Consider the following 14,337-nt stretch of genomic DNA (forward strand, 5'->3'; position numbering starts at 1 on the left):
GATACAAAGTGGGGTACTCAATTTGTCAACACAAGCTGATAAGAAAGACATCCGATTGATTGCCATTGATATGGATGGCACGCTGTTAAACAGTGAGCACGTCATTCCTGAGGAAAATAAACAAGCCATTAAAGAAGCAGAAGCCAAAGGGGTCCATGTGGTGATTAGTACAGGACGTACGCTGATGACATGCAAAGAGCTGGTCGAGCCGTTGAAACTCTCTTCTTATCTTGTCACAGCGAACGGAAGTGAAATTTGGGATTCAAACTTCCAGTTGATCGAACGGGAACTGCTGCATCCCGATCACGTTCAGATGATGTGGGATCTAAAAAACAGATACGAAACCGATTACTGGGCATCTACTGTGGATAAAGTGTGGAGAGGAGAATTCCCAGAACGCATTCATGACCACGAATGGTTGAAATTTGGTTTTGATATTCATGACGATGCTGTTCGTGAGGAAGTCCTCCATACATTGAAAACAAATGGACAGCTAGAAATCACGAATTCCAGTCCAACCAATATTGAAGTCAATGCAGCAGGCATTAACAAAGCAGCAGCTCTTGCAAAAGTAGCAGAACGCATTGGCTGCACAATGGACAACGTCATGTCACTTGGCGACAGTCTGAATGATATGGCGATGATTCAAGAAGCCGGATTAGGCATTGCAATGGGCAATGCACAAGAAGTTGTGAAAGAAGCGGCTGATTGGATTACGGCTCCTAATACAGAGCACGGGGTAGCAAAAGCCATCCAACATTGGGTGCTGTCTAAATAAATGAGTAGAAAAACAGATTGTTGACAAAGGGCTAAAACGAACTTGATTTTAGCCCTTTGTCTTCTTTTACGTGATAGAAAACCTTATTAAAAACTTACAAAGAAACCAGGTAATACAGGGAATCTATCCCCAAAGGAATCTTCTGCACTTCCTGATAGAAAAACCTTTCCACCTTTGTTTTTATTAATATCTACAACACTTGAAAAACCAACCCCGGAAACGCCAAAGCCTCTAATAGGAACATCTCTTTTAAAACCACTTTTATATCTTAACTTTAATTTTCCATGAAAAACCCACGGACCTTTTGCGGCTGGCTTAACACTCCAATAAATATGCCTACGATCGCCAGTTACACTTAATGAAGCCGTTCCACCCGGTCCCCATTGTGTTGTGTTAGTGGAAACTTCCCCGGCTTTCTTTTGTAAAGCAAGTTCGCTTATTGAGGTGTTAGGCAATGTTTTTATAACAGAATCATATTTCCCACCAAAAACGACTTCTGACTCACTTGCTGAAACGGAACTCGAAAAAACAGTTAAAGCTAGAACAGAAACTAAAGCAAGGCTAATCATTTTTTTAACCACTATTTACACTTCCTTACAAATTATTTTTGAGTTATAATTCATAGAAAATCTAGGAGGTAATAAACAAAGATGATTAAACATGCGAATAAATTGAAGACTTTTCTAGACTTAATGGTAAACCCTGAAAAAACTGAAAATGCAATTCAAGACTTCCACACTTCCGGGGGGAAAATTATTTTCCGAGTTGATTATAAAAATGTCGATATTGCTTTAAAAATAGCCAGTTTACTTGGTGAAAACACATCAAATTATAGTATCCAGTTATTTAATTTCCCCGACACTGATGATATAGATTTTATTCAATTTGCAATATCAGAAATTCATGAGCCCAAGCTGCTAAATTTTTTAGAGGAAATGCCCGAAAAGTGGTCATAGAGCTGCTCGTTTACCATCTAATTCCATTATATTTAATTACAAATGTACATATAAAAGGAATTCAAAACAAGGTGAGTTACCTTAAAATTCCCTTAATTTAGACAATTCCCCTTCAAGTTAACCATGATTCCACTTTTTTTCATTTTCATATGTAGACATAAATTGCGGTTTGTTTTCGGTGTGAATTATTCGGAAAATGATAATATATGTCATTATAGGGAATAGCAAGGAAGGGGTAGGGTCTTATGGAGATAGTTCTATCTTCTCATGTCGGTTTGAAAATCAATGAATGGTATTATCATATTCAAAGATTTAACGTACCGGACGCCGAAGCATATAAAGAAGAAATAAAATCTTTGCTCGATGATATGGAAGAAAATCAAGATTTATTATTGTATTTCTCACTCATGGAGTTCCGACATAAATTAATGTTGGATTATTTGAACCCATTGGAAAATGGGAAAGAGCGCGCCAACTTTAGAGAGTTAGCAATGAAAATAAAAAAGGATCAAGAGAAATTCACAGGCTTGCTAGATTATTATTTTAACTTTTTCTACGGCATGTACGAATTTGAAAACTATGAATACCTCAACGCTATTACCTTCTACAAACGAGCAGAAAAAAAGCTATCTCTTGTAAGTGATGATATTGAACGTGCCGAGTTTAATTTCAAGATAGCGGAAATCTATTACCACATGAAACAAAACCACATGTCTATGCACCATATAGCCCAAGCAATAGATTGTTACAAAGAAAAAAACACTTATACTGTTAGGCAGATACAGTGTTCTTTTGTTATTGGATTAAATTATATTGATATGGGTTGCCCCGAAAAAGCAATGCCTCATTTTGAATACGCACTAAAAAAAGCTTCTGACAACTCAACAAAAAGATTAAAAGGATCGGCGCTTTATAATATAGGATTAAGTTATTTCCACAATGATGAACTACTAATGGCTATCAAATACTTTAACGAATCAATCCATTCATTTAAAGAACAAGGATACGAACATTTAAATAAAATTCTTGATCCGATGGTTATGTTGACAAAGTCATATTTTAAAACTGATCAAAATGATTTAGGGTTATACGCTTTAAACGAGGGAATAGAATTGGCTGGAAAATTGAAAGATGACATATTTTTAAATACATTCACTCTATTGAGATCATTGTATTTAGAAAACAATGTTAGTCGTTTAAAAGAAGCAATGGCTTATTTGGAGTCAAAATTTCTTTATGCGAATCTTGAAGATTTATCGAAAGATGCGGCGAAGCATTATAATAAGGCAGGAGATAAAGAGCGTGCAAACGAATTTTATGAGAAGATTCTTTATTTCCAACTCCAAATTAAGAGAGGGGATTGTCTTTATGAAATTTAAGTCAGTAGCAGCCGTATTAATTATTGTCAGTGTGTTAGGTGCTTTTAGTTATGTTTCATCTAACGATATCCATAATGAAGCCCAACGGGGACATACAACAAGTATCGGTTATTTTGCTTAATTAAAAAAGCCCTTTTCGGGGCTTCTTTTTTTATTTGAAACTCCATTCCTGCTTCTCCTTATCCCACGCCAGTTCATTTCTAGACATAAGGTTTCTAACGGCTTTTCTAATGGACTGTTCGTCTTTTCCTGATCATATTATATATGATCCTGTATAGCTCCCTCTCAAGATCATTCATGAAATCACTACCGTGAACTATTTTATTTGAATATCTTTTTCATTAGCTTGCCGGTTGTTTTACCCGCAGCACGTCGCATGATACGTTTTCCGATAGTACCCTTTTGAACGGCATTGACGTCACCCAGGTATTTTGATGTCTTATAAAAGAATGATCTTATATTGTTTATGTTCATTGTGCTCCTTTTACGTCTGTCAATTATTAAAAAACTCCCCCAATACTCCCCCAAATGAATGCTTTTGTCTGCATTTATTTACGAATGTTTGTTCTTTTTTTAATGTTCAAAAAGGTTGATAGAATAACCTTTTTGGAATGAGACCGAAAGTATGAAAGAGACACAATCTCCTAGTTCTATTGTTATATTTTCTGACAATTTCATGTGCAGTCTATCCAAAGTTGGTATAATCAATATAAATTCGAATATTCGGACTTTCTATTCCGCAATTCGGAACGACAAGGAGGGGTCCTATGTATCAAGTGGATATTAACTGTGATTTGGGAGAAAGTTTTGGTCAATACACCATCGGTTCAGATGAACAAATTCTTGAATATGTTACCTCAGCCAATATTGCATGCGGTTTTCATGCGGGAGATCCAACTGTGATGAGAAAGACGGTTAAAATGGCACTGGATAAAGGGGTTCAAATTGGTGCACATCCAGGTCTGCAAGATTTAGTCGGTTTTGGCAGACGTTCAATCGCTATCTCAGCAGAGGAAGCCTATGATCTTGTGATCTATCAAATTGGTGCACTATCAGCTTTTCTAAAAGCAGAAGGCGGCATGATGCAGCACGTCAAACCACATGGCGCCCTTTACAACATGGCGGCTAAAAATACTGAATTATCTGAATCAATCGCGAAGGCTGTGTATGATATTGATCCTAACCTTGTGTTATTTGCGCTGTCAGGCAGTGAACTTGCGTCAGCAGGGGAAAGAATCGGTCTTCAAGTGGCACATGAAGTTTTTTCTGATCGCACGTATCAACCAGACGGGACACTGACATCCCGCCGTGAACCTCATGCACTTATTGAAGAGGATGAAAGGGCGGTTCAGCAGGTCATCCGTATGGTAAGAGAGGGAAAAGTGAAGACAGTGCAAGGGGAAGATGTTCAGCTCAAAGCAGATACGGTATGCATCCACGGGGATGGCAGTCACGCGCTTCAATTTGCAAAAACCATTACAGCGAAGCTAAAAGAAGCCACTATTCAACTCAAGGCCTTTCGATAAATCGTCATCAAAGGGGGAAACAGCATGAAAAGAGAGAAAGCCAAACAGATGAAAGCTCCAAAAGGGAACCGTTCTATGCTGATGGGCGCAGCCTTTTTAATGGCAACGTCAGCCATTGGACCGGGATTTTTAACACAAACAACGGTGTTCACACAGCAGCTCGCAGCTAGCTTTGGGTTTGTCATCTTGATTTCCATTTTGCTAGACATTTTTGCGCAAACAAATGTATGGCGTATCATTGCCGTCTCGGAAAAAAGAGGACAGGACATTGCCAATATGGTTCTGCCGGGTCTTGGATATGTGTTAGCCTGTTTGATTGTCATTGGGGGTCTTGCCTTTAATATTGGAAATATCGCTGGTGCGGGTCTCGGTTTTCAGGTCATATTCGGCGTCGATCCCCGCATAGGGGCTGGGGTCAGTGCAGTCATTGCCATTCTCATTTTTGTCATTAAAGAGGCAGGAAAAGCGATGGACCGATTCACGCAAATCGCTGGTTTTGTCATGATTGGTCTGATGCTGTATGTGGCTATTTCTACAGCACCGCCAGTTGGAGAAGCGGTTATGAGAACTTTCGTGCCAGAGAAAATTGACATGTTATCGATTGTCACACTTGTCGGCGGAACGGTCGGAGGTTATATCGTTTTTGCTGGTGGTCATCGTCTGCTGGATGCTGGCATTAAGGGGAAGGAAGCATTGCCGCAAGTGACGAAAAGTTCCATTTTCGGTATTTTGATCACATCCGTGATGCGTGTGGCTTTATTTTTAGCCGTTCTAGGAGTTGTCTCAAAAGGCTTACAGATTGATCCGTCGAACCCGCCTGCGTCTGTTTTTCAATTAGCATCTGGAAATGTTGGATATAAAATGTTCGGGATTATTATGTGGGCTGCTGCCATTACCTCAGTCATTGGAGCAGCATACACCTCCGTTTCCTTCTTTAAAACCTTCTCACCAAAAATCGAGAAAAATCAACGAGGCATTATCGTTGGATTCATTGCGCTCTCGACCATTTGTTTTATAACGATTGGAAGACCTGTGAACATATTGATTTTGGTTGGGGCCATCAATGCATTGATCTTGCCGCTTGCACTCGGAACATTGCTGATTGCTGCTTATAAAAAAGAAATTGTCGGTGATTATCGCCATCCATTCTTTTTGACCGCAACAGGTGCGTTTGTTGTTGTCATCATGGCAATCATGGGCGGATATACCATCATGAATGAAATTCCAAAACTATGGAGCTGATCACATGAAAGCATATCAAACCTATAAGCCGTCACAAATAAGGGAATTGATTCGTAAGCAGAAGATCACAGGACCAACGGCTGGCTTTGCTGAGGGATTTGCGCAAGCCAACTTAATGATCGTCAAAAAAGAGCTGGCCTTCGATTTTCTTTTATTTTGTCAGAGGAATCCAGCTTCGTGTCCTTTGCTTGATGTGCTCGACCCAGGTGATCCAGTGCCAAGGCGTTCAGCACCTGATGCCGATATTCGAACGGATTTCCCTAAATACCGTGTTTACAAAAAAGGGGTTCTTCAAGAAGAGATAACAGATATTTCTTCCTATTGGGAGGATGATATGGTCGCCTTTCTCATCGGATGCAGCTTTACGTTTGAGCATGCACTCATGCTGAATGACATTCCTGTCCGCCATATTGAAAATGGACATAATGTCCCAATGTATCAAACGAACATTCCATGTGAAAGGGCAGGTGTATTCCATGGTCCGATGGTTGTCAGTATGAGGCCGATCCCAGCGCATCAAGTCACAAGAAGTGTTCAGGTGACGTCTAGATTCCCATCGGTACATGGCGGCCCTATCCATATAGGTGATCCAGCTGTGATTGGCATTGAACATGTAGATCAACCAGACTTTGGAGAACCATCTGTGATCAAAGAAGGGGAAGTTCCGGTGTTTTGGGCATGTGGTGTGACGCCGCAAGCCATTGTCATGCACACTAAGCCAGACATTGCGATTACCCATGCACCCGGTCATATGTTTATCACAGATGTAAGAGATCAAAAGCTCGGTGTCCTGTAGAAAGAGAGGTGTCATAAAAGTGACATTTTCAACGATAAAAGATACGATCACGTTCCACCCGCTAGGAGACGCAGCCATTGTCATCCAAGCCGGGACTGACATAAGTGAAGACATTCATGAGCGTGTGAAGCAGCTGTTTTCATGTATTGAACAGCATCCATTTGACGGATATGTGGAAGCTGTTCAAGCCTTTACAAACGTGACCGTCTTTTATGAGCCCTACAAGGTGTATCAATCTGCTCAGCTTAAGCAACGTGCAATCTCTCCGTATGAATGGGTCAAAGACTATATTGAAAACCTCCTTGAAGACAACTGGCAGGAGGGGAATCAGGCAAAGCGCCGGATCGTCGACATTCCTGTATGTTATGGAGGAGAGCTCGGTCCTGACTTAGAAGAAGTCGCCCGTATCAATGGTTTGACGCCTGAAGAAGTTGTACGCATTCACACATCCGGGACGTATCTTGTCTATATGATTGGGTTTGCTCCTGGGTTCCCGTTTTTAGGCGGACTTTCTGAAAAAATTGCAGCTCCGCGTAGAGAAACACCAAGAATGTCGATTCCGAAAGGGTCTGTGGGTATTGCGGGGAAGCAGACAGGGGTTTATCCGATATCTACACCCGGAGGCTGGCAGCTCATTGGACAAACCCCTTTGTCCTTATTTCGGCCGAATGCTGAGAGACCTAGTCTACTAAAGGCAGGGGACGAGGTTCGATTTGTTCAACTGTCTGAAAAGGAATTTTTCAGCATGAAGGAGGAAGATCGTTGAGTATTCATGTCATCAAGCCAGGAATGTTCACCACCATTCAAGATAAAGGGAGAATAGGCTATCAGAAGTACGGTGTTTTAACGAGCGGCGGCATGGACCTGCTCTCGCTCCGAATCGCCAACATCCTCACCGGGAATCAAGAAAACGAAGCGGTGCTGGAAATCACTTTAATGGGGCCCGGCCCAGTGTTGACATGTCAGAAGGATCAGCTGATCGCTGTGACTGGTGCTGATGTGGAGATTGAGATTGACGGGGAACAAGCGCCTCTATGGAAACCACTCTTCATTCGAGCAGGAAGCACGATCACCTTTGGCCCTTGTAAGAGGGGATGCCGCTCCTACCTCGCTGTAGCCGGTGGATTTGATGTTGAGCCGGTGATGAAAAGTAAAAGTACGTATGTCAGAGCGAAGATAGGCGGGATAGAAGGGCGTCCGCTAGAAAAAGGAGACGTCCTGCCAATGGGAGAACCATCACCACTGGCGGAGCGCCTCGTTCACATGTTAAAAAGCAGAGGGGAACGTGCGCCAGACTGGACAGTCAATCATGCGCATTTTTTGCCTCTCGGAAAATCACCAGTCATTCGGGTGCTGGCAGGCAGACATCTATCTCATTTTCAGGAAGAATCGCAGCAAGCTTTTTTCGAACGGTCTTATCAGGTCACTCCCCAATCTGATCGTATGGGATGCAGATTGAAAGGAGAACCGATACGTTTAAAGCAAAAGCTTGAATTGATTTCAGAAGCGGTTGCTTTTGGCTCTATTCAAATTCCTCCTGACGGCCAGCCGATTATTCTGCTCGCAGATCGTCAAACGACAGGTGGATATCCCCGAATTGGTGAGGTGGCAACAGTCGATTTGCCGCTCATTGCTCAGGCGATGCCTGGTGCGAATCTCACGTTTCAACAAATTGACCGCCAAGAAGCAGAGCAAGCCTTATTCACACAAGAAGCAGAGATGAAGGACCTGACGGCAAGATTAAAACTCGAAGCATTTTCGTTTTAGAAAAGGTGAGAAACATGCAGAACACAAATAAAACCGTTGTGAAATCAATGGAGATATTACGGCTTTTTATCACTCGCGAACAATTAACGTTAAATGACATGATTGAGCTCTCGAACATGCCCAAAACATCTGTACACCGAATGGCCAACTCGTTAGCCGATATGGGGTTATTAGAAAAGCATCCTTCAGGTGTTTACCGATTAGGATTGATGTTCCTTGAATACGGTCAGCTTGTCGCAGACCGCCTTGATATCCGTAGAATTGCAAGGCCCTTTATGGAAAACTTGCGTGATGAGGTAGGTGAGGCTGTTCAGCTCATTATTCGTGAAGGAGATGAAGCCATTTATGTGGAGAAAATGGAAGGAACGCAGCCTGTCCGGCTCTATACCGCTGTCGGAAGAAGATCCCCATTATATGCGGGAGCTTGTGCGAGAAGTATTCTTTCCTTTTTGCCAGAGGAAGAGAGACTTTCCTATATTGATTCGGTAGAGCTCGGGAAAATCGGGATCGGAACCATTACCGATAAAGATGTCCTGCGAAACATGATCGAAGAATCAAACAGGCGTGGATATACCTTAAGCTATTCAGAGCTTGAAAACTATACTGCGGCTATTGGAGCGCCCATTTTCAATCATCACGGAGAAGTGGCAGCAGGCATTAGTATTGCAGGGTTTGAGGCTGGCTATCAAAAGGAACGGCTTCCTTATTTAATTGAGCAGGTCAAAAAAGCGGCCAGCGGCATTTCAAAAGAATTAGGTTTTGCAACTGAACAAATAAAAAGCCAATGACCGTTAAGATCATTGGCTCTTTGCGTGTTCATGATTAGAAAGTTTTACCTAAAGCTTTTGCACGTTCGATCGCATCTGCTTTAATTTGTTCTGCTTTTGCAGGCTCAGCATTGTGACCTTCAACAATAAGACCTTCGAAAGAAGGAATACCGAAGAAGTTTGCAATTGTTCCAAGGTAACGGTGACCTGCTTCTAGTTCAGCAGCAGGACCTTCAGTGTAGTATCCGCCACGTGCTTGGATGTGCAGCGCTTTTTTGTCTGTTAGTAATCCAACAGGACCTTGCTCAGTGTATTTGAATGTTTTACCAGCTACAGCAACAGAGTCGATGTATGCTTTAAGAACTGGTGGGAATGAGAAGTTCCAAAGTGGTGAAACAAATACGTATTTGTCAGCAGAAACGAATTGATCGCTTAATTCGTTTAGGCGAGCAACTTTCGCTTGCTCTTCAGCTGAAAGTGTATCGAAGCCAGCACCAGATTGAAGCTTGCCCCATCCAGCGAATACATCTGCATCAATGTGAGGAATGTTTTCTTTGTACAAATCGATATGTACAACCTCGTCACTTGGATTTGCTTCCTTATAAGATTCGATAAATGCTTTAGCAGTAGCCATACTGTAAGAAACTGTTTCATCATGCGGATGTGCAGTGATGTATAAAACTTTTGCCATGTTCATTCAATCCTTCCTGTTTCAATGATTTTTTTAGCGTATCCCAAAGATACACTGAATATGTGGCATCTTTAATCATATTGGAATGCTACGAAAAAGATGTAACAAGCACAGTTACATAAAAACTGATATTTTCATTGTAATCACTATATAGTTTGAAGTCAAGGTATAAAGTCTTGAAATCAAGATAAAAAGTTTGTAAATTTTTCTGAAACGCTTCAAGTCCGCGATTTAAGCAAAAAACCCTACTTCCATTGAACAAAAAATGGATCGATATCGCAAGTAAAGTGTTTGTAAATGCGCTCATCCTGCGTCTTTGAAAAAAAAGGTGGATGCCTTTAAGCCATCTGCTACAAGCATTTCTTCTTCTTTTTCGTATATATAAGAGAAGGCAGGAGAGAGTGAGGGATAAGAGTGGGACGATCCTATGTTGCGATTGGAGATTCCTTAACGGTTGGGGTGGGGGCACGTTTATTTGGCGGCGGTTTTACGGAGCGATATGCGGCGAAGCTTGAAAAGAAGCTGCATATACCGGTGAAACTGTCCGTATTTGCGAAATCAGGGTTAACAACGGAAGAGATCTTGCAGCTTTTTCAGCGGTCTGATGTAAGGCGGGCGATTGCTCATGCTGACATCATCACCATCACAGGCTGCGGGAATGATCTTGTTCAAGCTGTTCTGCAGTATGAAAAAGGTGAAGATGAAAAGACACTGCTGCAAGCGTCTATGCATTGTCAGGCGAATTTTAGCAAAATGGTTCAAGAAATCGCCCTGATAAAAAGAGGGCAGCATCAACCATACTGCGTATATTTATTGAATTTATATAATCCTTTTCCTGAGATTCCGATCGCCGAGAGATGGCTGAAGCAATACAACCATCACCTTCGCCAGCTTGCTACGAATCCACATGTAGAAGTGGTGGATATTTACGGTGTATTTGAAGGTCATCAAAGCGCATACTTATCGATTGATCAATTTCATCCGAACCACAAAGGATATGAAGCAATGGCAGAAGCGCTGTTTCAACAATCCTTTAAGTAACTGTGATCCCGCGGGATTACAGTTTTTTTCATTCTTTTAAATGAAGGGCTGTTTCGATATGATAAAAGAAACTAAGACAAAAGAGGTGTATGCATGCAGGAGATGAGTGCGTATTTTCATGAATTGAAAGGAACAGCTTATGAGGTAGGAAAGCAGCAGGCTATTTGGCTGAAGGAACGCCTTTTGCTTAAGAAACAATACATTCAATCAGAACCGTTATCAAAAGAGGCTGTGAAGGAAACAAAGCAGCTGATTCGACCGTTTCTTCCTCAGTTAGAAGAAGAGCTCTCGGGATTTTGTGATGAAATGCAAATAGATGAAAGCGATTTGACCTTTTTCTATTCTTCGCATCTTCAGCCAGGCTGTTCCCATTGTGTGATGCAGGGGAATGAGGCTGCCAATCAACAGACGGTGATGCTTCGCAACTATGATTTTTCTCCGCTGTTTGATGATATGCGTCTTGTATCTACACATGTGAAGGGCTCAGCAGTCCATACAGGCTCATCATTAATCTTATTTGGTCGATCGGATGGGATGAATGAGCATGGTCTATCGGTAACATTTTCTGCATGCGGTCCGCCTGTTGGCAACGAACCAGGCTTAAAGCCGCCGGCTGTTGCTGGCTTGCAAGTATATCATGTCATTCGTGCTGTGCTAGAGTCCTGTAAAACGGTGGAGGATGCCGTCCGTTTGGTACAGGAAATGCCCGTCGCGTCAAATGTTCACCTCATGCTTGCTGACCGGAAGGGAGAGGCGGCTGTGATTGAAATGATTGATGGGCAAAAAAAGGTGAGAAGGCCGGAGCGTGGATTTATTGCGGCTACGAACCATCCGCTCGCTGATCACACGGCAAAAGGGTTGACGAAACATCATTCTGTTGTCAGGTACGACATGTTAATTCAAGCTTTAGAAGAACAGCCGTCAAGCGAGTCTCTTACGGAACTATTTCAGACAGAATACCCTGCTGGTCTGACTGTGCACAATTATGAAGAGCTGTTTGGGACGATGCGAACCGTCATGTTTCGGCCGGAGGAAGGGACGATGGAGTATTGCTTTGGCTCTCCCGTCTATAATCCTACCTATTCATTAAAGGTCGGGGGCACACTGCCATTTCATGAACAAACGATTCAATTTCATCAAAAGGATTATGGACCTTCCTTTTGGAGAAACGTGTGAGTCTTTCATTTTGTCACAGCCTGTGTGCCAAATTTAGATCAACTTCAGGTTGCATCGATCAGTGAAAGCGTTTTATATTAAAGTGTGACAATAGACCTATTTAAGCAGAAGGAGGCATTTCATGTACATAACGGCACGAGAACAGAAAGTGATCAAATTTATAATTCAGCAAAATCGTTATGTCACCATTCGTGAGATCGCCGATTCTGTTCAGGTAAGTACAAGAACGATTCATAGAGAACTTAAATCCATTAAACCTATTTTAAAGAATTACAACGTATCACTTGATAAACAGCCGGGGAAGGGCTTGAAGGCGGTCGGTGAACAGGAAGACAAACAGCGGCTTCTGTCTCATATTTCAAATGAAGACCAAATTGAATATAGTTCTGATGAACGGAAGCTCTTAATCCTGTGTGCCCTGCTTGAAGCAAAAGAACCGGTGAAATTATATACACTTGCAGCCGACTTGCAGGTCACAAATGCGACCATCAGCTACGACTTAGATGAACTGACGGACTGGATCGCTCCTTACGGTTTACTGCTTATCCGCAAGCGTGGGTACGGCATTGAATTAAAAGGACCGGAGGAAGCCAAACGAAAAATTGTCGGGAACCTGATTGTTGACCGTCTCGACATTCAATTATTTCTCGAAACGATTGAGATGAATATTAAACATCGAACGAAAGCGACTGAAAAGGTGTTTGGGGTAGTCAGTCGAGGACAGCTGCTCAAGGTAGAAAGGCTGCTCTTTCATTTGAAAAACAGACTCTCTCTCTCTTTGTCAGATAGTGCCTATATTGCACTTGTCGTTCACTTAACCTATGCCATTGAACGCATTCAAATCGGTGAAACCATTCGGATGGAAGAGGAAGAATTGCTTGAATTAAAGCGGACGAAGGAATTTGAATCTTCACTCAGAATCGCGCGAGCATTAGAACGCATGTTTAATGTAGAGATTCCTGAAGCTGAAGTTGGATACATGACCATCCATTTGCGCAGTGCAAATCGAAGCTTTACGGCAGAATACCGCATTGATGAGATTGAGTTAGATATCGCGCTGAGAACGAAGAAACTCATTGACTTTATTTCTCATAAAACAGGCTATCATTTAAATGAAAACGATTCATTGTATGAGGGACTCGTGTCTCATCTTGAACCAGCTATGAACCGATTAAAAGAAAAGATGCGGATTTATAATCCGCTCACACAACAAATAAAAAAAGACTACTTCTTGCTGTTCATGGCGATTGAAGAAGGTGTGGAACGCTTCTTTCCTGAGATCGAATTTCCAGAGGATGAAATTGCCTTTATCGTGCTTCATTTTGGTTCGGTGCTTGAAATTAAAAAAGAAGAAACCAAGATTCATGCATTGGTCGTTTGCTCAAGCGGTATCGGTTCGTCAAAAATGCTCGCATCACGATTAAAAAAAGAATTGCCTGAGATCGCCAAATTCGATCTATCTTCCTTAATGGAGCTAAAGGAAATCGACGCTGCGAGCTATGACATGATCGTATCAACCGTGCCGATCCCCTATGAGCATATTGATTACATTATGGTCAGCCCGCTCTTAAACGAGGATGACGCGGTGCGGGTCAAGTCTCATATTAAACGAAAAATTCCATATCTGATTGAGAAAAAAAGAGCGCAGGAATCTGCAAAAGAATCGGTGGAGGAAACGGTTGATATGATAGGAATGGCAGAGCAAATCACGAATTATATGTCAGTGATTCGCAGCATCTTGTCCCATTTTACAATCGAAAAAAAGAAGACGACGGAGCAGCATGAGTCAACAATGAGAGAGCTGATGCGTCAGGTTGAAAGTCAAGGCTATTTAGAACGTGCAGACGAAGTGACAGCCGGTTTACTTGAGCGTGAGCAGCAAGGTGGTTTAGGCATTCCAGGAACCGAGTTTGCTCTTTTTCACTTAAAGCATGATCTCATTAAGAAACCGGTCTTTCATATCTATGATCTTGATGAGGCATACGAGATCAAAAGCATGGATGGCGGGCAGCAGCTCATGTCCAGAATGCTCCTCATGCTGGCGCCGCTAGAGCTTGGCAAAGAAGGGTCTGAAATGTTTAGCCTGATCAGTTCATCCATCATTGAAAGCGAAGAAAGCATGGCGCTTTATGGACAAGGAACAAAGGAAGAGATTGAACAGAAATTACATCAACTTTTTTATCAATTTGTCAAAGAGGCAAAATGGTAAGAAAAAAGC

15 protein-coding genes are annotated in these 14,337 nt (G+C 42.0%); 13 read left to right on the forward strand and 2 right to left on the reverse strand.

Features of this window, described 5'->3' with window-relative positions; translation table 11 throughout:
* Positions 1-22 precede the first annotated feature (22 nt).
* Complete coding sequence (locus MHI58_RS02270) at positions 23-778, forward strand: Cof-type HAD-IIB family hydrolase (protein ID WP_041508273.1); 756 nt, start codon at positions 23-25, stop codon at positions 776-778.
* Between the two features lie 86 nt (positions 779-864).
* Here the strand turns inward: MHI58_RS02270 and MHI58_RS02275 are convergent, their stop codons facing one another.
* A complete protein-coding gene (locus MHI58_RS02275) occupies positions 865-1,359 on the reverse strand; it encodes a hypothetical protein (RefSeq protein ID WP_041508274.1) in 495 nt (164 codons plus the stop codon).
* A 69-nt stretch (positions 1,360-1,428) separates the two neighbouring features.
* Here MHI58_RS02275 and MHI58_RS02280 point away from each other — a divergent pair, with 69 nt between their 5' ends.
* The 9 genes from MHI58_RS02280 (at position 1,429) to MHI58_RS02320 (ending at position 9,232) form a co-directional block, all read left to right on the forward strand.
* Positions 1,429-1,734 (forward strand): hypothetical protein, encoded by a 306-nt coding sequence (locus tag MHI58_RS02280; protein ID WP_056408083.1) that lies wholly within the window; start codon positions 1,429-1,431, stop codon positions 1,732-1,734.
* A 245-nt stretch (positions 1,735-1,979) separates the two neighbouring features.
* On the forward strand, positions 1,980-3,113 hold the full coding sequence (locus MHI58_RS02285; protein WP_056408080.1) for a RapH N-terminal domain-containing protein: 1,134 nt from the start codon (positions 1,980-1,982) through the stop codon (positions 3,111-3,113).
* Positions 3,103-3,234 carry a hypothetical protein gene (locus MHI58_RS02290; protein ID WP_255816864.1) on the forward strand — a complete coding sequence of 44 codons (132 nt, stop codon included), beginning with the start codon at positions 3,103-3,105 and terminating at the stop codon, positions 3,232-3,234. Before MHI58_RS02285 ends, MHI58_RS02290 begins: the two co-directional genes overlap by 11 nt.
* Positions 3,235-3,880: 646 nt before the next feature.
* Positions 3,881-4,639, forward strand: a complete 759-nt coding sequence (gene pxpA / locus MHI58_RS02295) for a LamB/YcsF family protein (protein ID WP_045035022.1) — start codon at positions 3,881-3,883, stop codon at positions 4,637-4,639.
* Positions 4,640-4,663: 24 nt separating this feature from the next.
* The gene (locus tag MHI58_RS02300; protein ID WP_007498097.1) at positions 4,664-5,881 is read left to right on the forward strand and encodes an NRAMP family divalent metal transporter; all 1,218 of its coding nucleotides are present in this window, start codon (positions 4,664-4,666) and stop codon (positions 5,879-5,881) included.
* Positions 5,882-5,885: 4 nt separating this feature from the next.
* A complete protein-coding gene (locus tag MHI58_RS02305) occupies positions 5,886-6,677 on the forward strand; it encodes a putative hydro-lyase (RefSeq protein ID WP_045035024.1) in 792 nt (263 codons plus the stop codon).
* 19 nt (positions 6,678-6,696) lie between these two features.
* A complete protein-coding gene (gene pxpB, locus MHI58_RS02310; protein WP_045035025.1) occupies positions 6,697-7,443 on the forward strand; it encodes a 5-oxoprolinase subunit PxpB in 747 nt (248 codons plus the stop codon).
* The gene (locus MHI58_RS02315) at positions 7,440-8,444 is read left to right on the forward strand and encodes a biotin-dependent carboxyltransferase family protein (protein ID WP_045035026.1); all 1,005 of its coding nucleotides are present in this window, start codon (positions 7,440-7,442) and stop codon (positions 8,442-8,444) included. Before pxpB ends, MHI58_RS02315 begins: the two co-directional genes overlap by 4 nt.
* Before the next feature lie 14 nt (positions 8,445-8,458).
* Entirely contained in the window at positions 8,459-9,232 is a 774-nt protein-coding gene (locus tag MHI58_RS02320) for an IclR family transcriptional regulator (protein ID WP_041508280.1), read from the forward strand.
* 34 nt (positions 9,233-9,266) lie between these two features.
* Here MHI58_RS02320 and MHI58_RS02325 read toward each other — a convergent pair whose 3' ends face one another.
* Entirely contained in the window at positions 9,267-9,902 is a 636-nt protein-coding gene (locus MHI58_RS02325; RefSeq protein ID WP_024720223.1) for an FMN-dependent NADH-azoreductase, read from the reverse strand.
* 414 nt (positions 9,903-10,316) lie between these two features.
* Here MHI58_RS02325 and MHI58_RS02330 point away from each other — a divergent pair, with 414 nt between their 5' ends.
* The 3 genes from MHI58_RS02330 (at position 10,317) to MHI58_RS02340 (ending at position 14,328) form a co-directional block, all read left to right on the forward strand.
* Positions 10,317-10,943 (forward strand): GDSL-type esterase/lipase family protein, encoded by a 627-nt coding sequence (locus tag MHI58_RS02330; protein ID WP_045035027.1) that lies wholly within the window; start codon positions 10,317-10,319, stop codon positions 10,941-10,943.
* Between the two features lie 93 nt (positions 10,944-11,036).
* Positions 11,037-12,119, forward strand: coding sequence for a C45 family peptidase (locus MHI58_RS02335; RefSeq protein WP_045035028.1), 1,083 nt, complete (start codon positions 11,037-11,039; stop codon positions 12,117-12,119).
* A 121-nt stretch (positions 12,120-12,240) separates the two neighbouring features.
* The gene (locus MHI58_RS02340; RefSeq protein ID WP_045035029.1) at positions 12,241-14,328 is read left to right on the forward strand and encodes a BglG family transcription antiterminator; all 2,088 of its coding nucleotides are present in this window, start codon (positions 12,241-12,243) and stop codon (positions 14,326-14,328) included.
* Positions 14,329-14,337: the final 9 nt, after the last annotated feature.

The sequence above is a fragment of the Bacillus sp. FSL K6-2869 genome (assembly GCF_040869405.1).
In the GTDB taxonomy this organism is placed as follows: Bacteria; Bacillota; Bacilli; order Bacillales; family Bacillaceae; genus Bacillus; species Bacillus altitudinis.

Excerpts from the sequence above, each read along its gene's own strand:
- MHI58_RS02305 (WP_045035024.1), top strand. The coding sequence starts at position 5,886 with ATGAAAGCATATCAAACCTATAAGCCGTCACAAATAAGGGAATTGATT.
- MHI58_RS02320 (WP_041508280.1), top strand. The coding sequence starts at position 8,459 with ATGCAGAACACAAATAAAACCGTTGTGAAATCAATGGAGATATTACGG.
- MHI58_RS02300 (WP_007498097.1), top strand. The coding sequence starts at position 4,664 with ATGAAAAGAGAGAAAGCCAAACAGATGAAAGCTCCAAAAGGGAACCGT.
- MHI58_RS02280 (WP_056408083.1), top strand. The coding sequence starts at position 1,429 with ATGATTAAACATGCGAATAAATTGAAGACTTTTCTAGACTTAATGGTA.
- MHI58_RS02340 (WP_045035029.1), top strand. The coding sequence starts at position 12,241 with ATGTACATAACGGCACGAGAACAGAAAGTGATCAAATTTATAATTCAG.
- pxpA (WP_045035022.1), top strand. The coding sequence starts at position 3,881 with ATGTATCAAGTGGATATTAACTGTGATTTGGGAGAAAGTTTTGGTCAA.
- MHI58_RS02290 (WP_255816864.1), top strand. The coding sequence starts at position 3,103 with ATGAAATTTAAGTCAGTAGCAGCCGTATTAATTATTGTCAGTGTGTTA.
- MHI58_RS02285 (WP_056408080.1), top strand. The coding sequence starts at position 1,980 with ATGGAGATAGTTCTATCTTCTCATGTCGGTTTGAAAATCAATGAATGG.
- MHI58_RS02335 (WP_045035028.1), top strand. The coding sequence starts at position 11,037 with ATGCAGGAGATGAGTGCGTATTTTCATGAATTGAAAGGAACAGCTTAT.
- MHI58_RS02325 (WP_024720223.1), bottom strand. The coding sequence starts at position 9,902 with ATGGCAAAAGTTTTATACATCACTGCACATCCGCATGATGAAACAGTT.